At 71.2% G+C, this 20,737-nt stretch carries 18 protein-coding genes; 8 read left to right on the top strand and 10 right to left on the bottom strand.

Annotation, left to right across the window (positions count from 1 at the left end):
• Positions 1 to 18: 18 nt before the first annotated feature.
• Positions 19 to 426 carry a CoA-binding protein gene (locus OG766_RS04600; RefSeq protein ID WP_266376094.1) on the bottom strand — a complete coding sequence of 136 codons (408 nt, stop codon included), beginning with the start codon at positions 424 to 426 and terminating at the stop codon, positions 19 to 21.
• A gap of 58 nt (positions 427 to 484) precedes the next feature.
• Here OG766_RS04600 and OG766_RS04595 point away from each other — a divergent pair, with 58 nt between their 5' ends.
• Positions 485 to 1,111, top strand: a complete 627-nt coding sequence (locus OG766_RS04595; RefSeq protein ID WP_266376096.1) for a YigZ family protein — start codon at positions 485 to 487, stop codon at positions 1,109 to 1,111.
• Positions 1,112 to 1,254: 143 nt separating this feature from the next.
• Here the strand turns inward: OG766_RS04595 and fmdA are convergent, their stop codons facing one another.
• From fmdA to OG766_RS36700, 3 genes are all read right to left on the bottom strand, one after another.
• The gene (gene fmdA / locus OG766_RS04590; RefSeq protein ID WP_266376098.1) at positions 1,255 to 2,505 is read right to left on the bottom strand and encodes a formamidase; all 1,251 of its coding nucleotides are present in this window, start codon (positions 2,503 to 2,505) and stop codon (positions 1,255 to 1,257) included.
• Between the two features lie 25 nt (positions 2,506 to 2,530).
• Complete coding sequence (locus OG766_RS04585; protein WP_266376100.1) at positions 2,531 to 3,166, bottom strand: AmiS/UreI family transporter; 636 nt, start codon at positions 3,164 to 3,166, stop codon at positions 2,531 to 2,533.
• Positions 3,167 to 3,350: 184 nt separating this feature from the next.
• The gene (locus OG766_RS36700; protein WP_353961726.1) at positions 3,351 to 3,632 is read right to left on the bottom strand and encodes an FmdB family zinc ribbon protein; all 282 of its coding nucleotides are present in this window, start codon (positions 3,630 to 3,632) and stop codon (positions 3,351 to 3,353) included.
• A 260-nt stretch (positions 3,633 to 3,892) separates the two neighbouring features.
• On the opposite strand from OG766_RS36700, the gene OG766_RS04580 reads away from it, so the two are divergent.
• The 4 genes from OG766_RS04580 (at position 3,893) to OG766_RS04565 (ending at position 10,458) form a co-directional block, all read left to right on the top strand.
• On the top strand, positions 3,893 to 5,056 hold the full coding sequence (locus OG766_RS04580) for an NAD-dependent formate dehydrogenase (RefSeq protein ID WP_266376102.1): 1,164 nt from the start codon (positions 3,893 to 3,895) through the stop codon (positions 5,054 to 5,056).
• Positions 5,057 to 5,274: 218 nt separating this feature from the next.
• Positions 5,275 to 5,697 carry a hypothetical protein gene (locus tag OG766_RS04575; protein ID WP_266376104.1) on the top strand — a complete coding sequence of 141 codons (423 nt, stop codon included), beginning with the start codon at positions 5,275 to 5,277 and terminating at the stop codon, positions 5,695 to 5,697.
• 193 nt (positions 5,698 to 5,890) lie between these two features.
• On the top strand, positions 5,891 to 7,057 hold the full coding sequence (locus OG766_RS04570) for an exonuclease SbcCD subunit D (RefSeq protein WP_266376106.1): 1,167 nt from the start codon (positions 5,891 to 5,893) through the stop codon (positions 7,055 to 7,057).
• Complete coding sequence (locus OG766_RS04565) at positions 7,054 to 10,458, top strand: AAA family ATPase (RefSeq protein ID WP_266376108.1); 3,405 nt, start codon at positions 7,054 to 7,056, stop codon at positions 10,456 to 10,458. The genes OG766_RS04570 and OG766_RS04565 overlap by 4 nt, the downstream gene beginning before the upstream one ends.
• Here the strand turns inward: OG766_RS04565 and OG766_RS04560 are convergent.
• Entirely contained in the window at positions 10,448 to 10,894 is a 447-nt protein-coding gene (locus tag OG766_RS04560) for an Lrp/AsnC family transcriptional regulator (protein ID WP_266376110.1), read from the bottom strand. The two genes, OG766_RS04565 and OG766_RS04560, sit on opposite strands and share 11 nt — an antisense overlap.
• A 94-nt stretch (positions 10,895 to 10,988) precedes the next feature.
• Between OG766_RS04560 and OG766_RS04555 the strand changes: the two genes are divergently transcribed.
• On the top strand, positions 10,989 to 11,483 hold the full coding sequence (locus tag OG766_RS04555; protein ID WP_266376112.1) for a rhodanese-like domain-containing protein: 495 nt from the start codon (positions 10,989 to 10,991) through the stop codon (positions 11,481 to 11,483).
• Between the two features lie 92 nt (positions 11,484 to 11,575).
• Here the strand turns inward: OG766_RS04555 and OG766_RS04550 are convergent, their stop codons facing one another.
• Together OG766_RS04550 and OG766_RS04545 are read right to left on the bottom strand one after the other, a co-directional pair.
• Positions 11,576 to 13,270: a DUF885 domain-containing protein gene (locus tag OG766_RS04550; RefSeq protein WP_266376114.1), complete on the bottom strand. Its 1,695-nt coding sequence runs from the start codon at positions 13,268 to 13,270 to the stop codon at positions 11,576 to 11,578.
• 58 nt (positions 13,271 to 13,328) lie between these two features.
• Complete coding sequence (locus OG766_RS04545; protein ID WP_266376116.1) at positions 13,329 to 13,838, bottom strand: Lrp/AsnC family transcriptional regulator; 510 nt, start codon at positions 13,836 to 13,838, stop codon at positions 13,329 to 13,331.
• 60 nt (positions 13,839 to 13,898) lie between these two features.
• Here OG766_RS04545 and OG766_RS04540 point away from each other — a divergent pair, with 60 nt between their 5' ends.
• Entirely contained in the window at positions 13,899 to 15,164 is a 1,266-nt protein-coding gene (locus tag OG766_RS04540; protein WP_266376118.1) for a trans-sulfuration enzyme family protein, read from the top strand.
• Here OG766_RS04540 and OG766_RS04535 read toward each other — a convergent pair.
• The 3 genes from OG766_RS04535 to OG766_RS04525 form a co-directional block, all read right to left on the bottom strand.
• Positions 15,064 to 16,569: a GNAT family N-acetyltransferase gene (locus tag OG766_RS04535; RefSeq protein ID WP_266376120.1), complete on the bottom strand. Its 1,506-nt coding sequence runs from the start codon at positions 16,567 to 16,569 to the stop codon at positions 15,064 to 15,066. The genes OG766_RS04540 and OG766_RS04535 overlap by 101 nt on opposite strands.
• Positions 16,570 to 16,772: 203 nt before the next feature.
• Positions 16,773 to 18,332 carry an alkaline phosphatase D family protein gene (locus OG766_RS04530; protein ID WP_266376122.1) on the bottom strand — a complete coding sequence of 520 codons (1,560 nt, stop codon included), beginning with the start codon at positions 18,330 to 18,332 and terminating at the stop codon, positions 16,773 to 16,775.
• A 283-nt stretch (positions 18,333 to 18,615) separates the two neighbouring features.
• Positions 18,616 to 19,446, bottom strand: coding sequence for an alpha/beta fold hydrolase (locus OG766_RS04525; protein ID WP_266376124.1), 831 nt, complete (start codon positions 19,444 to 19,446; stop codon positions 18,616 to 18,618).
• A 202-nt stretch (positions 19,447 to 19,648) separates the two neighbouring features.
• Between OG766_RS04525 and OG766_RS04520 the strand changes: the two genes are divergently transcribed.
• On the top strand, positions 19,649 to 20,530 hold the full coding sequence (locus OG766_RS04520; protein ID WP_266378259.1) for an RNA polymerase sigma-70 factor: 882 nt from the start codon (positions 19,649 to 19,651) through the stop codon (positions 20,528 to 20,530).
• Positions 20,531 to 20,737 lie beyond the last annotated feature (207 nt).

Here is a 20,737-nt window from a genome sequence, read left to right as displayed (position 1 = left end):
GCAGGAGGCCTCGGGTCGCTAGCGCAGCGTGGGGAACTCGATCGCGGGACAGCGGTCCATCACCATGTCGACCCCCGCCGCCCGCGTGCGGTCGTACGCCGCTTCGTCGATCACCCCGAGCTGGAACCAGACCGCCTTGGCGCCCTTGGCGACGGCTTCGTCGGCGACCTCGCCCGCGAGTTCGCTGTTGACGAAGACATCGACGACGTCGACGTGGAAGGGAACGTCGGCCAGCGAGGCGTACCCCTTCTCACCGTGGACCGTCTCGGCCTTCGGGTGCACCGGCACGATGCGCTTGCCGTAGGCCTGGAGAACCCGGGCGACCCCATGGGCGGCACGGGACTCGTTGTTCGACAGCCCCACCACGGCCCATGTGTCACCGCTGCGGGTGAGGATTCGCCGGATCGTCTCTTCGTCTGCGTACATATCCGCCACAACCCATGGCCCGCGCGGACCATTCCCGGCCGCGGCATAGGCTGGCCGGATGCAGGAGCAGTACCGGACGGTGGCCCGTGAGGGCGTGCACGAGACCGAGATCAACCGATCGCGCTTCATCTGCGCGCTCGCGCCCGCCGCGACCGAGCAGGAGGCCCAGGACTTCGTCGCGCGCATCCGCAGACAGCACCCGACCGCCACCCACAACTGCTTCGCGTACGTCATCGGCGCCGATGCCGCTGTCCAGAAGGCGAGCGACGACGGCGAGCCCGGCGGCACCGCGGGGGTGCCGATGCTGCAGATGCTGATGCGCCGTGAGATCCGCTACGCCGTGGCCGTCGTGACGCGCTACTACGGCGGGGTCAAGCTGGGCGCGGGCGGGCTCATCCGCGCCTACGGCGGCGCGGTCGGCGAGGCACTCGACGCTCTGGGCACCGTCACGCGGCAGCGCTTCCGGCTGGCCACGGTGACCGTGGACCACCAGCGGGCGGGCCGGCTGGAGAACGATCTGCGCGCGACCGGGCGGGCGGTGCGGGACGTGCGCTACGCCGAGGCGGTCACGATCGAGGTCGGGCTGCCTGACGCCGATGTCGGCGCCTTCCGGGCATGGCTCGCGGACACCACCGCGGGGACGGCGGAGCTGGAGCTGGGCGGGGAGGCGTACGGCGACGTCTGAGCGGCGTCCGGTTGGGGCGTTCGGGCGGCGTCCGTGGGGGTCCGCGCGACGCGGTACGGCCCCGCGGGCGGGGAGACCGCGGAGCCGTACCGCACCCTCGGACCGTGGCTGCCAGGTGCCCGCCCGGGGCCGTTGGTGTGCGTTCAGATGCTGGTGAGCGCCGCCTGGCCGCGGTCCGCCCTCGTCGGGCCGGCCGGGGAGGGACGCACGTCGAAGTCGAACATGGCCGTGGGCACGTACAGCGAGCAGCAGGCGTTGGGGATGTCGACGATGCCGCTGATACGTCCTTCGATGGGGGAGGAGCCGAGCAGCAGGTAGGCCTGTTCACCGCTGTAGCCGAACTTCTTGAAGTACTCGACGGCGTTGAGGCAGGCGCGACGGTAGGCGAGGGTCGCGTCCAGGTAGTAGTTCGTGTCCGTGTCGTGGTCGACGGAGATTCCGATGAAGGTGAGGAACTCCGTGTACCGCGGCTCGACGTTGCCCGGCATGAACACGGGGTTGGTGGAGATGCCGTACGTCTCCATGCCGCCCTTGATCAGTTCGACGTGGAAGTCGATGAAGCCGCCCATCTCGATGGCACCGCAGAAGGTGATCTCTCCGTCGCCCTGGCTGAAGTGCAGGTCGCCGCCCGAGAGCTTGGCGTCCTTGACGTGCACGGGGTAGAAGACCCGCGATCCCCGTGTGAAGTTCTTGATGTCGTGGTTGCCTCCGTTCTCGCGGGCGGGCACGGTGCGTGCGCCTTCCTCGCCTATGCGCCGTGCGAGGTCGCCGGTTGCCGTGCCGGCGAGCGCGTTGGTGCCGTCCGGTGGTACGGCCAGCGGGGGGACCCGGTTCGGGTCGGTGTCGATCAGTGCCTTCTCCCGGGTGTTCCACCGGGCGAGCAGCTCGGCGGACGGTGCGGTCCCGAAGAGTCCGGGGTGCGTGATCCCCGTGAAGCGGATCCCGGGGAGGTGGCGGGAGACCGCCTGCTGGCCGTGGAAGTCCCATATCGCCTTGTAGGCGTCCGGGAAGTAGTCCGTCAGGAAGCCGCCGCCGTTGGCCTTGGCGAAGATGCCGGTGTAGCCCCAGCCCTGGCCCGCCGCGTCCCCGCTCTGCTGGGGAACGGGACCCAGGTCGAGTATGTCGACGACGAGCAGGTCGCCGGGTTCGGCGCCCTCCACGCCGACGGGGCCGCTGAGCATGTGCGGGATGGTCAGGTCGATGTCGCGTACGTCGTTGGCGGAGTCGTTGTTGCCGACCTGGCAGTCGGTCCAGTCGCGGCATTCCATACGGAACTCGGCTCCGGGCTTCACCATGGTGACAGTGGGGATGTCCGGGTGCCACCGGTTGTGTCCGGGAACGTCCTGGTCCCGCATGGACTTGCTGTGGTCCACATGGAAGACGATGTCGGGCATGACAGCCTCTCAGTTCTGATTCGGATCAGGATGATGTGCCGGCGCTTCCGGCCGCCGCGGGTTCGCTCGTCGGCTGCCTGGATTTCCGGGTGAGCGGCCACAGCACCACGAACACCACGGCGAAGATCCCGAGTGCGATGGCGATCTCCGTGGTGTGCTTCCAGTAGCCCGACAGCAGCAGCGCCGCGGGAATCACGCCGGTGACCCAGCCCTGGATCGCCGTCACCCAGCCGACATATGTGGTGAGGCTCCGCATCTTGAGGCCGAGTAGCAGGAAGAACAGGAACCACAGGAATGCCCAGTAGAGCCAGATGACTCCGAACGGGTAATCCTTGAGCAGATGGAAATTCGCGAACGAATATCCCAGGGCGGTAATCGACACGAACAGCGAGTAATAGCCGACGCCGGTGGAGTCTATGTTGCCCAGCAGGTTTATCCCTACGTACAGGTAGGTGAAACCGAACAGATAGATGCCGGAAGCCGCCAGAATCTTGTCGGGGTCACCGCCCGCGGTGAAGATGAGATAGGTGGGCGTCAGTACCTGCAGCGCTCCGACAAAGAGGTTGAACACCGCTGCCGCCCGGGCGTCGACCTTCCCCAGAAGCAGCAACCCGTTGATGAAGAGCACCGCACCGACGAAGAGCAGTCCCACGTTGCCCACGGGACGCACCTCCTAAGTCCGCGTGGGGAGCGGAATTCCGCGGGAAGCGGTTCGCCGATGTGCTGTCCGGTGTGCCGGTCGGCGCCTTTCGGCCCGCGTCGTTCCGCGTACTGGCCCGGGTAGCGGCACCGGTCGGTCCGGCGCCGGAACCCGCTTGAGACCTCAGATTCGGCGACCACCGCCTTCAGGGCCGCGGCAAACGCGAGAGCGCCGGGTGCGGGGGCCTGGGAGCCCTCGTGGCGCGTGGCGGTATCGCGGAGACTACGTCCGGATCCTCGCGGGACTGATCCTCCCGGACATGAAGGGAGGCGGCCTCGGGCGAGGTCCGCGTCAGGCCGGGCGAGGAATACACGCGTCTCGCGGAGCCTGCGCAAACAGAGCAGCTGTAAACGCTGGGTGCCGTTCCGATCGCCAACCGCACATCGAAAGGACCACAACGACTGCAAAGATATTCATAGGTTGCCATCAGCCGCCTCCGGATTGCGGGCGCACGCTGATCGACCCCCAGCGACTGCGGCACGCCCCGTTGAGCGCGCGCCACATCTTTTCGCTCATTTTTCAGGAGACGTCCTGGCGGCGTACTTGTCAAGGTCCACCGGGGCCAAAGTGCCCGGATGCGGCCCCTCCTTGACCGTCGGGCTTCCGACGTATGCTCGAATCAATACGGTTCCACCGGAGCCGACGCCGATGCCACCGGAGCCGCGGCCCGATCGATGGAGGGCAGCCATGGCGAAGATCCTTTCGGTGCTCTATCCCGATCCGGTGGGCGGATATCCTCCCGCCTACGCCCGCGACGAGATTCCCACCATCACCGGCTATCCGGGCGGACAGACCACGCCCACCCCGGAAGCCATCGATTTCACCCCGGGCGAGCTGCTCGGCTGCGTCTCGGGAGAGCTGGGGCTGCGCCGCTTCCTGGAGGACCGCGGCCACACCTATGTCGTCACCTCCGACAAGGAAGGGCCGGACTCCGTCCTGGAGCGCGAACTCCCCGACACCGACGTGGTGATCTCGCAGCCCTTCTGGCCGGCCTACCTGACCGCCGAACGGATCGGCCGGGCCCCCCGGCTCAAGATGGCGGTCACCGCGGGCATCGGGTCCGACCATGTGGACCTGCCCAGCGCCATCGCGCACGGCATGACCGTGGCCGAAGTGACGTTCAGCAACAGCATCAGCGTGTCCGAGCACGCCGTCATGCAGATCCTCACCCTGGTGCACGACTTCGTGCCCGCCCACGACTGGGTGACCACGAAGCAGGGCTGGAACATCGCCGACAGCGTCTCGCGCGCCTACGACCTCGAGGGCATGCAGGTGGGAGTCCTCGGCTCGGGCCGGATCGGCCAGGCGGTGCTGCGCCGGCTCAAGCCGTTCGCCGTCACCCTGCACTACTGCGACGTGCACCGACTGCCCAGCGATGTCGAGGAGGAGCTGGGGCTGACCTGGCATCCCGACGTCCGCTCGCTGGCCTCCGTGGTCGACGTGCTGTCGATCCACACCCCTCTCCACCCCCAGACGCAGAACCTCTTCGACGACGAACTCCTCGGAGCGATGAAGCGCGGCGCCTACATCGTCAACACGGCGCGCGCGCTGATCGTCGACCGGGACGCCGTCGTACGGGCCCTGAACAGCGGCCAGTTGGCCGGGTACGCCGGTGACGTGTGGTATCCGCAGCCGCCACCGCCCGACCACCCCTGGCGCACCATGCCGCACGAGGCGATGACCCCCCATGTGTCGGGCTCGACCCTCTCCGCGCAGGCCCGCTACTCGGCGGGCGTCCGGGAGATCCTGGAGTGCTGGTTCGACGGGCGCCCCATCCGCTCGGAGTACCTGATCGTCGACGGCGGCGGACTGGCCGGGACGGGAGCCCGCTCCTACACGGTGGCCGGATGACGCCATCCCGTACGGCGCGAGGGTGACGACGTCCTGGCAGGTCACCGTCCTGCTGTGAGGCGGTTCACTCGGATCTCGCTGGACTGGGGGAACCGCTCGCTCTAGCGTGCATATTTACCTTTATTTCGCGAATGCGGGGGCAAAGGTGCCACGCATACCGAAGGGCATGGCACTTCGCGAAGAACCAGGATGTACGCCGGAGAGGTGGATCAGTGAGCATGGACGCCGTATGGGTCCGGGGCGTGACCGGCATTCAGATGCATCACGTGACCGACCTCCAGGATGCCGGCAGGTTCTTGGGCAACGCAGCGATGGCCCTGCGGGCCGCGCACGTACGCACCGGTACCGACCGGTACTCCAGCATCGCCACCGAGCTCAGGTCCCTCGTGACACGCGTGCGGGAGCTGGAGGACGAGGCGCGCACGGCCATGCACGACCTTCACGCGACCGACCCGGAGCGCTTCGCCCGCTGCCGGGACGGCCACGAACCGTGGCCCGGCGAGATCCAGGCGGGCTTCATCCCCCGGCACACCTGCAAGGACGAGTGCCTCTACCACGATCGCAACGTCCTCGACGCGATCATGCAGTGCACCTGCGGCAGGCCGCCGTGCCAGGCCTGCGACATCGGCGGCAAGCTGTAACGCACGCGAGGGCTCCTCTGCGACCACCCCTCCTTAGCCCCGCTCGTCCCGGACACCGGTGAAAAACCGAGGTCCGTGACGGAGCGGGCACCCACCGGCGCTAACGTGGTGGGTGCCCGGCGGCGGGGATCTCCTGCCCGCCGGCGCCGGCTCCCGGGCCGGGGAGGGGAAGAGCGCAGGTCGGAGCCGTTTCTTGAGATTTCTGCACACGTCGGACTGGCATCTCGGGCGGTCGTTCCACCGCGTGAGCCTGCTCGACGCCCAGGCGGCCTTCCTCGACCACCTGGTGACCACCGCACGCGAGCACGACGTGGACGCGGTGCTGGTGGCCGGAGACGTCTACGACAGGGCCGTACCGCCGCTGGCCGCCGTGGAGCTGTTCGACCAAGTGCTGCACCGGCTCGCCGCCGCGGGTGTGCCGACCGTGATGATCTCCGGAAACCACGACTCGGCCCGTCGCCTCGGCGTCGCCTCCGGTCTCATCGAGCTCGCCGGAATCCATCTGCGTACCGACCCGGCCGGGTGCGCCGGTCCGGTGGTGCTCACCGACGAGCACGGCGACATCGCCCTCTACGGACTGCCGTATCTGGAACCCGCCCTGGTACGGGACGAGTTCCGGACCAGGACGGCCGGCCACGAGGCCGTACTGGGCGCGGCGATGGAGCGCGTACGGGCGGACCTCGCACAGCGCGCGCCGGGCACCCGGTCCGTCGTCCTCGCGCACGCCTTCGTGGCGGGAGGGCAGCCGAGCGACAGCGAACGGGACATCACCGTCGGCGGTGTCGCCGCCGTCCCCGCCGGGGTCTTCGACGGAGTCGACTACACGGCCCTGGGACATCTGCACGGCTGTCAGACCATCAACGACCGCGTGCGCTACTCGGGTTCCCCCCTCGCGTACTCGTTCTCCGAGACCCGGCACCGCAAGACCATGTGGCTCGTCGAACTCGGGCCGGCCGGCGAGATCGCGGCGGAACGGCTGGACTGCCCGGTGCCGCGCCCGCTGGCCCGTATCCAGGGCAGGCTCGAAGACCTCCTCGCGGACCCCTCGCTGGCGCGCCACGAGCAGTCCTGGGTCGAGGCGACCCTCACCGACCCGGCCCGGCCCGCCGAACCCATGGCCCGGCTCGCCGAGCGCTTCCCGCACATCCTGAACCTGGTCTTCGCGCCCGAGCGGACCGACGAGGACCCCCTCTCCTCGTACGCGGAGCGGCTGCGCGACCGCGACGACCACCAGATCGCGGAGGACTTCGTGACCCACGTACGCGGGGGGACCGGCCCCGACGAGCGCGAACGGGCCGTGCTGCGCAGCGTGTTCGACGACGTACGCGTGGGCAATGCCGTCCGCGAGGTCGCCGGGTGAGGCTGCACCGACTGGAGATCGCCGCCTTCGGGCCCTTCGGCGGACGCCAGCGCATCGACTTCGACGCGCTGTCCGCCGCCGGGCTGTACCTGTTGCACGGGCCGACCGGGGCGGGCAAGACATCCGTCCTCGACGCGGTCTGCTACGCGCTGTACGGGGCGGTTCCCGGCGAGCGGCAGAGCCCGGGCACCTCACTGCGCAGCGACCACGCCCCGGCCGGGACGTACACCGAGGTGTGTCTCGAACTGACCGTGGGCGGACGCCGGTTGGAGATCACCAGGCGTCCCGCGCAGCCGCGCCCGAAGAAGAAGGGCACCGGCTTCACCACGGAGAAGGCGCAGAGCTGGCTCCGTGAGTACGACCCCCGGACCGGCGAGTGGAAGGCCCTGAGCCGCTCCCACCAGGAGATCGGCGAGGAGATCACCCAGCTCCTCGGCATGAGCCGCGACCAGTTCTGCCAGGTCGTGCTGCTGCCGCAGGGCGACTTCGCCCGCTTTCTGCGGGCCGACGCGGAAGCGCGCGGCAAACTCCTCGGCAGACTCTTCGACACCCGGCGGTTCGCGCTCGTCGAGGAGCGGCTCGCCGAGCTCCGGCGCGCCGCGGAGCAGCAGGTCCGGGAGGGCGACGAGGCGCTGCTCGCCATCGCCCACCGGACGGGCCAGGCGGCGGGAGCCACGGCCGGTGACTGGCCCGCCCCCGGCCACCGGCCGGGGGAGCCCGGCCTCGCCGACGCGGTCCTGCAATGGGGCGCCGTGGCCCGGGCCGGTGCCCGGGAATCCCTCGACATCGCCGACTGCGCCCTGTCCGCGGCGAAGAGCCGTCAGGCCGCGGCACGGCACGCCCTTGACGCCGAGCGCGAGCTGGCCGGGCTGCAGCAGCGCCACGCCGACGCGCTGCGGCGCTCCGGGGAGCTGGAGGCACGCAGGCCCGAGCGGGACCGGGCCAGGGACCTGCTGGACAAGGCCCGTAAGGCGGAACTGGTCGGCCCCTCGCTCCGGTTGCGCGAGGACGCCGACCGCGAGCACCGGGTGGCGAGCGCGGCCTGGCAGCGGGCCAAGGGCCTGCTGCCGCCGTCCCTGGCGGACGCCGGAGCGGACCAGCTCTCCGCGCTGGAGCGCGACCTTCGCCAGGAACTCGGTGGCCTCGACGCCGCGCACCGCGCCGAGCGCCGCGGTGCCGAACTCGCCCGCGAGCGCTCCGACCTGGACCGCCAGGCCCGCCACGACGACGATCTGCTCCAGGACGCGGAGGGCTGGCTGACCGACTGGGAGACGGTACGCCGCGGCCTGAAGGACCGCATCGAGGCCGCCCAGGACGCCGCCACCCGAGCCGAGCACCTCAGCGGCCGGCTCGGACCCGCGCGCCGGCGGGTCTCCGCCGCCCGCGAACGCGACCGGCTCGACGCGCTCGCCGGCGCCGCCGAGGACGACCTCCGTGGCGCGCGCGACCGTGCCCATGCCGCCCATGAGACCTGGCTCGACCTGAAGGAACGGCGACTTCGCGGCATCGCCGCAGAACTCGCCACCGGACTGACCCCCGGCGAGCCCTGCGCCGTCTGCGGCTCCGCGGACCATCCCGCACCGGCCGAGGCCGGCGACGCCCATGTCGACCGGGCGAGCGAGGACGCCGCGTACGAGACCTACACCCGCGCGGACACGGCCCGCGCCGACGCGGAACGCCAACTCGCCGTCGTCCGTGAGGCGTTCACGGCGGCAAGGAACACGGCCCGCGAGTCCGACCCCGCGCAGCACCCGGCCGGGCACCCGGCGGAGGGCAGCGGGGAGACCGGCGCCGGGACGGTGGACGCGGCGGCCCATGCCACGATCGGCGGGCGGGCGGCAGCGCGTGCGACCGGCGGCGCTGCCGACGGGCACGAGGCAGTGCCCGATCCGGCCGGGCGACGGCCGGACCAGGCCCCAGGGCTCGGCGCACAGGCGCGGACGACGGATGCCGGCGCGGCAGCGCCTGCGGCGACAGCCGGCCCGACCGGCGGCGCCGGCTCACGCGCCGACGGTGTCCCGGGGCAGCGCGTCGCGAGCGACGGCCCGGCGGAGCCGCCGACGGCCACCGCGAACGCCACCGCCCCCACCGGCAGCGGCGGGCCCGACCGCGCGCCGGACGGCCAGGACCCCGCCGTCGAGGACCTGGAGGCCGTCGTCGCGCGGCTGGAGCGCGAGTACCGCGACGCGCACGCGCTGGCCGCCGGCACGCACGATGCCCGCGAGGCGCTGGTCCGGGCGGAGCGGGAGCACGAGGAGCGGCTCGCGGCCCGGCAGGAGGCCCAGCGGCGCGGGGTCGCGCGGACCTCGCGGCGGGAGGCGCTCGAGCGGGAACAGGCCGTGCTGGACGCCGAGGTGGCCCGCGTCGTCGGGGACGCGGGGAGCGTCGCCGAGCGTGCCGCGCTGCTGGAGCGCCGGATCGGACTGCTCGCCGAGGCGGCCGACGCCGTACGCGCGGCGGACGTCACGGCCCAGCGGTTGAAGGAGGCCGACGACCGGCTCTCCGACGCGGCGTTCCGCGCCGGGTACGACACGCCCGCGGCCGCGGGCGCCGCGCTGCTCGGGGAGGCGGAGCAGCGCGACCTCCAGCGCCGGATCGACGCCTGGCAGGCCGAGGCCGCCGCGGTGGCCGACCGGCTCGCCGAACCGGAGACCGTCGCCGCCGGCGCGCGGCCGGCAGCGGACCCGCACTCCGCCCAGCACGCCCACGACGTCGCCGAGTCCGCGCTGCGCGACGCCGTATCCGCCCTGGACGCCGCCCGCGAGCGCTGCGCCGAGCTCGCCCGGCTCTCCCGCCTGGCCGAAGGCGAAGTGCGCCGGCTCGGTCCGCTGCGCGACGAGTACGACCGCGTCGCCCGGCTCGCCGGCCTCGCCGCCGGTACGTCCGCCGACAACGAGCGCAAGATGCGCCTGGAGTCCTACGTCCTCGCCGCGCGGCTGGAACAGGTCGCCGCGGCCGCCACCGTACGGCTGCGGCGCATGTCCTCCGGCCGCTACACGCTCGTGCACTCCGACACCCGCACGGGCGGCAAACGCTCGGGCCTCGGCCTGCACGTCGTCGACGCGTGGACCGGCAGCGAACGGGACACGGCGACGCTCTCCGGCGGCGAGACGTTCTTCGCCTCCCTCGCCCTCGCCCTCGGCCTCGCGGACGTCGTCACCGACGAGGCCGGCGGCGTACGCCTGGACACCCTCTTCATCGACGAGGGCTTCGGCAGCCTCGACGACCAGACCCTGGACGAGGTGCTCGACGTCCTCGACTCCCTGCGGGAGCGGGACCGCAGCGTCGGCATCGTCAGCCACGTCGGCGATCTGCGCCGCCGCATCCCCGCCCAGCTCGAAGTCGTCAAGGAACGGAACGGGTCGGCGGTGCGGCTGCGGGCGGCAGCGCTCAGCGGCTGACCGCACGCCGGGGCAGGGGCGAGGAGTACACGATGCTCGTCGTCACGGAACCGAGTGCCCCGATCCTCCCCGACACCTCCTCCAGATGACTCATGGACCGCGCGGCGACCTTCAGTACGAAGCAGTCGTCGCCGGTCACATGGTGCGCCTCGAGGATCTCGGGCGTCGTCCCGAGCAGATCGTGGAACGGCTTGTAGTTGCCGTTCGGATAGCGCAGCCGTACGAAGGCGAGGATCGGCAGCCCGAGGCGCTCCCGGTCCACGACGGCCGTGTAACCCGAGATCACTCCCGACTCCTCGAGCCTGCGGACGCGTTCCGTCACGGCGCTCGGCGACATCGAAACGGTTCTGGCCAGCTCGGCGAAGCTGGCCCGTCCCTCGCTCTGCAGGGCATCGAGAATGCGCCAGTCCGTGGCGTCCGGTGAATATTCGGTCATCCCCGAGAGTTAGCAGGGGATTCCCCGGCCGATCAAGAGTTGTGCCGGGGATCGTCACTTCAGGAGGGCGATCAACGACCGTAGATTCCTGGTCATGACAACGCCGCAGACCGTCTCGAATCCCGTCCTCCGGGTGCCCCCGGCCTCTCCCGCGGCGGCCGCCGCCTACTTCTCCGCGAGTCTCGCCTTCCACGCCGACGTCTCCGATGTCGCGGCAGCTCTCGCCGCCCGGGAGTCCGGCGGCGACCCCGGATTCGTCGTGCTGGACTCCCGCTCCACCGAGGCCTGGGACCAGGGGCACGTGCCCGGCGCGATCCATCTGCCCACCGCCCTGGTCCCCGAGCAGGCGGAGCGGCTGCTGGACCGGTCCGTTCCGGTCGTCACGTACTGCTGGGGCCCCGGCTGCAACGGCGGCGCACGAGCCGCCCTCGCTCTCGCCGAACTCGGCTACCAGGTCAAGGAGATGCTCGGCGGCTTCGAGTACTGGGTGCGCGAGGGCTTCGCGTACGAGACCTGGGAAAGCACGCAACGCCAGGCGCCCGACCCGCTGACGGCCCCGACCGGAGCCGGGACCGACTGCGGCTGCTGACCCCGCGCCTCGTCACACGGGCGGCCCCGGTCGTACGGGCTCACCGCCCGGCAGCCCGTACAACCAGGACCGTCACACCGGAGCAATGACCGTCAGAGCTTCGACAGTTCGTCCACGAGATCGTCCAGACCCAGCGGCCCCTGCGAGAGCGCCGCCATGTGCCAGGCCTTCGCGTCGAAGGCGTCACCGTGCGCCGCACGGGCCCGCTCGCGGCCGAGCAGCCAGGCACGCTCGCCCAGCTTGTAGCCGATGGCCTGGGCCGGCATCGAGAGATAGCGGGTCAGCTCGCTCTCGACGAAGTCCGCCGGCCGTCCGCTGTGCCGGCCGAAGAACTCCTCCGCCAGATCCGGGGTCCACCGCTCACCGGGGTGGAACGGCGAGTCCGCGGGGATCTCCAGCTCCAGGTGCATGCCGATGTCGACGATGACCCGGCAGGCCCGCATCATCTGGGCGTCCAGATAGCCGAGCCGGCGCTCCGCGTCGGGCAGGAAGCCGAGTTCGTCCATGAGGCGCTCCGCGTACAGGGCCCAGCCCTCCGCGTTGGCGCTGACGCCTCCGACGGTCGCCTGGTAGCGCGAGAGCTGGTCGGCGACATGGACCCACTGCGCGATCTGCAGATGGTGACCGGGCACGCCCTCGTGGTACCAGGTGGAGACCAGGTCGTACACGGGGAAACGGGTCTCGCCCATGGTCGGCAGCCACGTCCTGCCGGGCCGCGAGAAGTCCTCGGACGGCCCGGTGTAGTACGGAGCCGCGGCTCCTCCCGCGGGCGCGATCCGGGACTCCACCACACGGACCCGCTCGGCGAGTTCGAAGTGCGTGCCGTCGAGCGCCTCGATGGCCTCGTCCATCAGCTTCTGCAGCCACACCCGGACTTCCTCGACGCCCTCGATGTGCGTGCCGTGCTCGTCGAGATGGGCCAGCGCCTCCCAGGGGCCCGAGCCGGGCAGGATCCTGTCGGCCTCCGCCTTCATCTCCCCGAGCAGCCGGTGGTACTCGGACCAGCCGTACGCGTACGCCTCGTCGAGGTCGAGCTCCGTGCCGTTGAAATAGCGCGACCAGCGGGCGTACCGCTCGCGGCCCACCGTGTCGGGGGCGCCCTCCAGCGCGGGGGCGTACACCTCGCGCATCCAGTCGCGCAGGGCGGCGAGGGCCGCGGTGGCGACCCCGGCGGCGCTGCCGAGTTCGGCGCGCAGCTCGTCAGGACCGGCCGTGACGAACTCCTCGAACCAACCGCTTCCGTCGGCCGCCGTCGCGCCCGACCACTCGTCGAGCTGGGTGATGAACGATGCCGTGGCGCGCGGGCCGGCGGGCAGCTTGCGGTCCAGGCCGAGCGCCAGCGAGGCGCGGTAGCCGTCCAGCGCGTCCGGGACGGCGCGCAGCCGCTCGGCGATCGCCGCCCAGTCCGACTTCGACGCGGCCGGCATCACGGTGAAGACGTTGCGCACGGCATGCGCAGGGGAGCGCAGATTGCTGACGGTGCGCAGTCCCTCCTCGGCTTCGTGCACGGCCAGTTCGGCGGTGAGCCGCTCGCGCAGCAGACGCCCGCAGCGCCGCTCCGCGTCCGAGCGGGCACCGGGCAGTTTCTCCGCCTCGTCGAGCCGCACGAGCGTCACGCGGGCGAGTTCGGCCACGGCCTCCTGGCCGGCCGGGGAGAAGTCGGGGAGGCGGCCCGCGCTCGCCGGAACTCCGAGGTAGGTACCGGTGATCGGGTCGAGGTCGATGAGTGCGTCGACGTAGGCGTCGGCGACCTGGCGGGGCAGGGCGCTGCTCGATGTCTCTGGCATACGCTCATCCTGGTACGAGTGAGGGCCCGCCGTCATCACCGTTCGATCTCCGGCGGTCTCAGTCGGCTGACAAAGGAGCATGCTTGGTGGGCTCCTGGACCGGTGGCATGAGCGGTCCGCAGTCCCACTGCTGGAAGATCAGACGGGTCTCCACACGGGCGACTTCGCGCCGCGAGGTGAACTCGTCGAGCACCAGTCGCTGGAGGTCCGCCGTGTCAGCAACGGCGACATGCACCAGATAGTCGTCGGGTCCGGTCAGATGGAACAGCGCACGTGACTCGGGCAGCGCCCGGATCCGGTCCACGAACGGTCCGATCAGCTCCCTCCTGTGCGGGCGCACCTGGACCATGAGGAGGGCTTCCAGGCCCCTGCCGAGTTTGGCCGGATCGAGTCGTAGCTGATGTCCGAGGATCACCCCACTGCGGCGCAACCGGCTCACCCGGTCCAGACAGGTCGAAGGAGCGACGCCCACCTCGGCGGCCACCTCCCGGTAGGTGGTCCGGGCGTCGTTCTGGAGAACGCGCAGTATGTGGAGATCCACCGGGTCCAGAACGACAGAATCGGCCATGGCCCGAACGTAACACGGAGCGATGACGCTACTGCCCGGTAGTTGTTCAGAGTGCGCGCCATGGACTACGCCGCCTCGACCGCCCCCACCCACACCCCCACCAGGGCGCTCGCCACCGAAGCCGTGCACGCCGGCCGCGAAGATCTCGTGGAGCTCGGCCTGCACGCCGTACCGATCGATCTGTCGACCACCTACCCGTCGCACGACGTGGAGGCGGAGGCGGCACGTATCGACACCTTCGCGGCCACCGGCGCGCGCCTGGAGGGGCCGCCCGTCTACGCCCGGCTCGACAACCCCACGACGGCCCGCTTCGAGACCGCGCTGGCCAGGCTCGAGGGAACCGAGAGCGCCGTGGCCTTCGCCAGCGGCATGGCCGCCCTGACCGCGGTGCTGCTGGTCAGGGCCTCGATGGGCCTGCGCCATGTGGTGGCGGTCCGGCCGCTGTACGGATGCAGTGACCATCTCCTGGAGGGCGGCCTGCTCGGCACCGAGGTGACCTGGACCGATCCGGCCGGGGTCGCCGACGCGATCCGGCCCGACACCGGGCTCGTGATGGTCGAGACCCCCGCCAACCCGACGCTGGCCGAGGCCGACATCAAGGCGCTCGCCCACTCCTGCGGCTCGGTCCCGCTGCTCGTCGACAACACCTTCGCCACACCCGTTCTGCAGCGGCCCGTGGAGCACGGCGCCCGGATCGTGCTGCACAGCGCGACGAAGTACCTGGGCGGGCACGGCGATGTGATGGGCGGCGTCGTCGCCTGCGACGAGGAGTTCGCGGCCGCGCTGCGGCAGGTGCGCTTCGCGACCGGTGGGGTGCTGCACCCGATGGCCGGCTATCTGCTGCTGCGCGGGCTGTCCACGCTTCCCGTACGGGTCCGTGCCGCGTCGACGACCGCCGCTGATCTGGCCCGGCGGCTCGCCGCCGATCCGCGCATCGCCCGGGTCCACTACCCCTCGGTGGGCGGTGCGATGGTCTCCTTCGAGGTGTACGGCGATCCGCGCGACGTGATCGCCGGTGTCCGGCTCATCACCCCCGCCGTCAGCCTCGGCAGCGTCGACACGCTGATCCAGCACCCGGCCTCCATCAGCCACCGGATCGTGGCCGAAGGAGACCGGCGTGCCGCGGGCGTCAGCGACCGGCTGCTGCGGATGTCGGTCGGGCTGGAGGACGTCGAGGACCTGTGGGCCGATCTGTGCGAGGCGCTCAGCGCTCGGCGTGGTTCCCTCAGGTCCGTTCGTGCGGAAGCGCCCGCTCGTGAGGCAGTGCGCGCGGCAGCTCGTACGGAAGCCGGGAGCGCACCGGAGTCGCGTCCAGCCGTGCGGTGATCACGAGCGTGCCCTCCTCTATCTGGTAGTCGAGCGGGAGGCCGAGCCCGCGCATGGCCGCGACCATGCCGGTGTTGGACGCCTGCGTCACGGCGTACACGCTCTCGCATCCCGCCTCGACGGCCATCGCGACCAGCCGGCCCAGCAGTTCGGAGCCGATGCCACGGCGCTGCCACTCGTCCTCGATCAGAAGCGCGACCTCGGTCTCGTCGCCGTCCCAGAGCAGATGGCCCAGGGCCACGATGCGGCCCGAGGCCGTCTCGACGGCGAGGGTGCGGCCGAACCGCGGGCTGAGGAGATGGTTCAGATAGCGGTCCGCGTCGCCGACCGGTCCGTGGTAGCGCAGGCCGAGGGTGCGTGCGGAGCAGCGATCGTGCATCGCCCGGGCAGCGGCGACATCGCTCCGGTCGGCGCGGCGCACGGTGATCTCGTTGCCCTCCGGGAGCGTCAGCACATCCTGGCTGCGCGGCATCCGCGGCCCGAGCCGGGCGTCGAGCTCGACGAGCGCGCGAGCCCGGGCGAACTCGGTGGGCGTGAACGGCAGATAGGCGCGCTCGACCGTGATCGTGCCGCCGTTCGGATCGCGCAGCCGGATCACCGTCTCGTCCAGCACCCCCTCCTCGGGCGCCGGCTCACCCGTCGGCCTGCCACCGAGGGACTCCGCGGGCAGCGAATGGATGGTGCAGCGGCCGAGCAGCTGGCGCAGCGCGAGGGGAAGCTCCGCCGCGTCGAGCGCGGTCCGGGTGGCCAGCCCGAGCAGCCGGGTCGGGGTGTCGACGAGATCGTGCGCGTCCGCGCGCTCGATCCAGGTGCTGCTGCCGCCCGCGGCCGACACCTCGCGGGTGATCTGCTGCGCTTGGAGCCCGGCCGGCGCCCGCAGCAGGAACTCGTCGACGGTGCCCTGCGCCAGAGGGTGCGTCTGCAGCGTCAGGATGTCCACGTGGTGGCCGGCCAGGACCGTGCACAGCGCGGCAAGGCTGCCCGGCTCGTCCCGTACGGTCGTACGCATCCGCCACAGCGCCGTCTCGCGTGCACCGGAACCGCCAGGACCGCCGGAATCGCCGGGACCGCTCTGGCCGGTGCCGTTGCTACCGGTGGCGGCCGGGCCGGATGTAGTGGAGGTACCGGACATGCCGGCGGTCCCGGAGCTCAGGGCCCCGGGACCGCCGGTATCGGCGGCCGGGGGCGCATGGCTGTGGCGGCGTGCCCACCATGTGTGGAACGCGGCCGTGGCGACGAGTGCGACGGCGGAGGCGACGAGCAGGTACGGGCCGTTGGGGCCGTGCGCGATCATGTTGGCTATGGCGTCGGCCACGGCGACGGCGGTGAACAGGGCGGCCAGCTCGACGAGGTCCCGGCGCCAGTGGTGGCGCCGGGCGCCCTTCACGGAAGTCACATCAGTCATGCCACCACTGTGACCGAGTGGTGTTGCCTGATCACGAACACTTTGTGACTGATGGGTTAAGGCGGGTTCTTGCATGTTATGGACTACTTTCTCCCGAAAATGTCGCTGAGGGTTCGCGGCGGTGCCGCATCACGGTCAGCAGCCTGCCGGGCATCGCGACGACCTGTGAAGGCCCCGGCCGGAGAAGACGGGAGACGCCGGGATCAGCCGCGGTCCTGGCCGACCCGCCCGGGCTGAAGAACCTTGCTGAACAGGACCGTTCCGCCCTCGGCCCGCAGCCGGACGGTCAACTCGCCGCTGCCGCCTTCGATGTCGACCTCGCCGAAGTACTGGGGCGACTCCATCGGGGACACGTTCGCCCGCTCCGGCGCCCGTACGAAGACCCGATCGGGACCGAACGTGCCGTCCAGCGCGTTGGCCGGGAAGCCCCCTGCCGCGAGCGGCCCCGAGACGAACTCCCAGAAGGGGGCGAAGTCCTTGAACGCGGCCCGCTCCGGAGCGTAGTGCTGCGCCGAGGTGTAGTGCACATCGGCGGTCAGCCACAGCGTGCCGGTGATCCGCCGGTGCTTGATGAACCGCAGCAGTTCCGCGATCTGCAGCTCACGCCCGAGAGGGGCGCCGGGGTCGCCCTGCGCGACCGCCTCGAAGTTCACGGCGCCGTCCGGGACGACGAGCCCCAGCGGCATGTCCGAGGCGATCACCTTCCATACGGCGCGCGAGCGCGACAGCTCGCGCTTCAGCCAGGACAGCTGCTCCGAACCGAGGATCCCGGTCGTGTCGTCGGCCTGCCGGCCGGGAGAGTTGGCGTTCCGGTGCGAACGCATGTCGAGCACGAAGACGTCCAGCAGCGGCCCGTACCGCACCACGCGGTGCATCCGCCCCTCGCTGCCACGAGGACTCAGCGTGGAGACGGGGAAGTACTCGCCGAACGCCCTCATCGCCCGTGCGGCGAGCACGTCCACGTCCTTCTCGGTGTAGCGCGCGTCGTCGAGGAGCTGGCCCGGGTACCAGTTGTTGCGCACCTCGTGATCGTCCCACTGCGCCACCGTCGGGACCTGCGCGTTGAACCGGCGGACGTTGTCGTCCAGCAGGTTGTAGCGGAAGTTGCCGCGGTACTCGGCGAGCGTCTCCGCGACCTTCGCCTTCTCCTCGGTCATGACATTGCGCCACACCCGCCCGTCCGGCAGCGTCACGCTCGGGACGAGGGGCCCGTCCGCGTACACCGTGTCCCCGCTGGAGAGGAAGAAGTCCGGGTCGAGGCGGCGCATCTCGTCGAACGCGCGGAAGCCGCCGATGTCCGGGTTGATGCCCCAGCCCTGCCCGGCGATGTCGCCCGACCACAGGAAGCGGACCCCCGGCCCGCGCCGTGCGGGAGCCGTGCGGAACGTCCCGTACACCGGCTCCCCGGTGCGCCGCGGGTCGTCGGGGTCGGCCGTCGTGACCCGATAGTGGATCTGCTCACCGGCCGGCAGCCCGCGCAGCGCGGTCGTCCCGGTGAAGTCGGTTCCCGGGCCGAGCAGCGGGCCGTGCCATCGGTGCGTCCGGCGGAACGACTCGGTCGCCGACGTCTCGACGATCATCCTGGCCGGCCGGTCGGAGCGAACCCACACCAGCCCGGACGACGACGTGACATCGCCCACCTGGACGCCCCAGGCGGAGTTCGGCCTGCCGCGCAGCGCCTGCGCCGGGGCTGCCGCCCCGAGAGAGAGGGCCGCGGAGGCGGCGAGCGAACCGCGGAGAACGGTACGGCGGTGGTAGGACATCGGTGCGCCTCCTGGAGGGCGAGTGGGGGACCGCGTGCCGTGCCCATGCCTACTGCGTGACGGAGACCGGAACGCGAACCGCACATGAACACCCCGTCCGTGCACCGCAGTTCGGTCTCCCGGGCCGTGGGGAATGATGATGATCAGCCCGGCGGCGTCGTGGCTGACCTCGGTGCCCGGGACGTGTCCGTGGAGCGCCGTGGGCAGCGGGCAGTGCGCGCCTCGGCACTTGAGTGGCGCTCGGCTCCGAGGCGGCGGCGCCGCGCCGGACGGCGGCAGGGCGTCAGCGGCTGCCGTCGAGGATGACGCGGGCGACGAGAGCCGGGTCGTCGTTCATGGGCACATGACCGCAGCCGGGCAGCCGCACGAGCCTGGCACCCGGAATGGCGTGCTTGGCGCGGACGCCCTGACGGCGCAGCAGCAGACGGTCCCGGGAGCCCCACGCGACCGTCACCGGCAGACCGGGCACATCGGAGGTGAACAGAACCCCGCGTCCGGCATCGAGCGTCCGACGGAAGCCGGTGGCCTCGCGCAGTGCCACGGTCTCGGCCACGACCGCCTGCGGTGAACGGCGCCCGGGCCGCGCGTAGATGGTGCTGGTCAGTGCCGCCCGGCCGGCCGGCGTACGCGACAGCCGGTCGATGAGGGGCAGAGGCATCATCCTGGCGCCCCGGCGCATGGCGAGCAGCGTCCCGAAGGCGTATCGGCGCTCGCTCTCCGTCCAGAACCCGGCGGGGGACAGTGCCGTGACGGACCGGACGAGCTTCTCCCGGCCCAGTTCGAGGGCGAGCAGCCCGCCGAGGGAGTTGCCCGCGACATGGGGCCGCTCGACGCCGAGCGCCCCACAGAGCGCGCCCAGCACGGGGACGACGGCGGAGAGGTCGTACGACATGCCCTGCGGCAGGGCGGGGGACGTGCCGAAGCCGGGGAGATCGACGGCGATGACGTCGCGCTCCTGGGCGAGGACCGGCAGGACGGGCTCCCATGCCTGCCAGTGATGACCGATGCCGTGGAGCAGTAGGAGCGGCTCTCCCGCGCCGAGACGCTCGTACGACACGGACAGTGCCTGGCGCCCGGCAGGGGAATCGACCGTGAACGAGACCTTCGAGACCATGCTGCTGCTCCCTGACCGTGACCGTGGACTTCGCCGAACGGCTCCGCATGCGCGCTTCAGAGACGCGTTGTCAGCAACAATTACCCATGAGTAGGCCGCAGTTCAAGGGGGAGTCCGTACCGGGGTGCCCGTGGACCACGCCCCGAACGCCCCGGCCGGATGCGAGCTGGACATCGCGGGTGTCGTCGGCTGGGATGGAGACGTGGCCGGCGATAGCGTGACGGAAGTCTTTGAAGCCCACCGCTCCGTGCTGACGGGCGTGGCGTACCGCATGCTCGGGCGGTTCTCCGACGCCGAGGACGTGGTGCAGGAGGCATGGCTGCGCTGGTCGGCCGAGGACCGCGGCGAGGTGCGCGAACCGCGCGGCTATCTCGTACGGATCACCACCCGGCTCGCCATCGACAGGCTGAGGCACGTGCAGTCGCGCCGCGAGGCCTATGTCGGGCCCTGGCTGCCCGAGCCCATCGCGACCCGATCGGGTCACACGGTCCCCGACGCCGCCGAGCGGTCCGAGCTCATGGAGTCCGTGTCACTCGCCGTCCTCGTCGTGCTCGAATCCCTCTCCCCGCTGGAGCGCGCGGTGTTCGTGCTGAGAGAGGCCTTCGGCTTCCCGTACGGCGAGATCGCCACCACCCTCGACCGCAGCGAAGCGGCCGTGCGGCAGCTCGCCGGACGTGCCCGCCGCCATGTCGACGAGCGCAGACCCCGGTACGACGTGGACCCGGCCGAACGCCGTGACCTGACCGAGCGGTTCCTCGCCGCGGCATCCGGCGGCGACCTGGACGCCCTGCTCAGCCTGCTCGCCCCCGACGTACGGCTCGTCGGCGACAGCGGCGGAAAGGCGAAGGCGCCGCTGCGCGTCATGGAGAGCGCGGACAAGGTGGGGCGCTTCCTGTACGCCGTGGCCAAGGAGCCGATTCCCGGATCCGAGATCCGTCTCCTCGACATCAACGGAGCGCCCGGCCTGCTGGTGCTCTCCGGCGGCAAGCCCGACACCGTCGTCCAGATCGAGGCCAGGAACGGCCGTATCCAGTGCGTCTACATCGTCCGCAACCCGGACAAGCTCACCGCACTCACGGCATAGCGGCGTCGTGACGTCGCCGTCCGGAGCCCCATGTCCGACCTGGATGCGGGGCTTTGTGCTGCGCCGTGTTCACCGCGGCCGGAACGTCGTGTGAACGCTCTGTGGCAGAGGCCCGCTCCCCTGCGTAACAGCCGCAGGATTGGTCTTGACCAACGAGAAGGGCCGTCCTATGGTCGCAGAGTTAGTGCAGGAACCTTTAATAAACAA

This window comes from Streptomyces sp. NBC_00259, from assembly GCF_036181745.1.
Lineage (GTDB): Bacteria > Actinomycetota > Actinomycetes > Streptomycetales > Streptomycetaceae > Streptomyces > Streptomyces pratisoli.
Note: the sequence above shows the minus strand (reverse complement) of the source record. Positions and strands in the feature narration are given on the sequence as shown.

Coding starts and splice junctions, on each gene's coding strand:
- OG766_RS04530 (WP_266376122.1), bottom strand. CDS start 18,332: ATGTCCTACCACCGCCGTACCGTTCTCCGCGGTTCGCTCGCCGCCTCC.
- OG766_RS04595 (WP_266376096.1), top strand. CDS start 485: ATGCAGGAGCAGTACCGGACGGTGGCCCGTGAGGGCGTGCACGAGACC.
- OG766_RS04545 (WP_266376116.1), bottom strand. CDS start 13,838: ATGGCCGATTCTGTCGTTCTGGACCCGGTGGATCTCCACATACTGCGC.
- fmdA (WP_266376098.1), bottom strand. CDS start 2,505: ATGCCCGACATCGTCTTCCATGTGGACCACAGCAAGTCCATGCGGGAC.
- OG766_RS04525 (WP_266376124.1), bottom strand. CDS start 19,446: ATGGTCTCGAAGGTCTCGTTCACGGTCGATTCCCCTGCCGGGCGCCAG.
- OG766_RS04580 (WP_266376102.1), top strand. CDS start 3,893: ATGGCGAAGATCCTTTCGGTGCTCTATCCCGATCCGGTGGGCGGATAT.
- OG766_RS04540 (WP_266376118.1), top strand. CDS start 13,899: ATGGACTACGCCGCCTCGACCGCCCCCACCCACACCCCCACCAGGGCG.
- OG766_RS04575 (WP_266376104.1), top strand. CDS start 5,275: ATGGACGCCGTATGGGTCCGGGGCGTGACCGGCATTCAGATGCATCAC.
- OG766_RS04560 (WP_266376110.1), bottom strand. CDS start 10,894: ATGACCGAATATTCACCGGACGCCACGGACTGGCGCATTCTCGATGCC.
- OG766_RS04555 (WP_266376112.1), top strand. CDS start 10,989: ATGACAACGCCGCAGACCGTCTCGAATCCCGTCCTCCGGGTGCCCCCG.
- OG766_RS04535 (WP_266376120.1), bottom strand. CDS start 16,569: ATGACTGATGTGACTTCCGTGAAGGGCGCCCGGCGCCACCACTGGCGC.
- OG766_RS36700 (WP_353961726.1), bottom strand. CDS start 3,632: ATGGCAACCTATGAATATCTTTGCAGTCGTTGTGGTCCTTTCGATGTG.
- OG766_RS04600 (WP_266376094.1), bottom strand. CDS start 426: ATGTACGCAGACGAAGAGACGATCCGGCGAATCCTCACCCGCAGCGGT.
- OG766_RS04550 (WP_266376114.1), bottom strand. CDS start 13,270: ATGCCAGAGACATCGAGCAGCGCCCTGCCCCGCCAGGTCGCCGACGCC.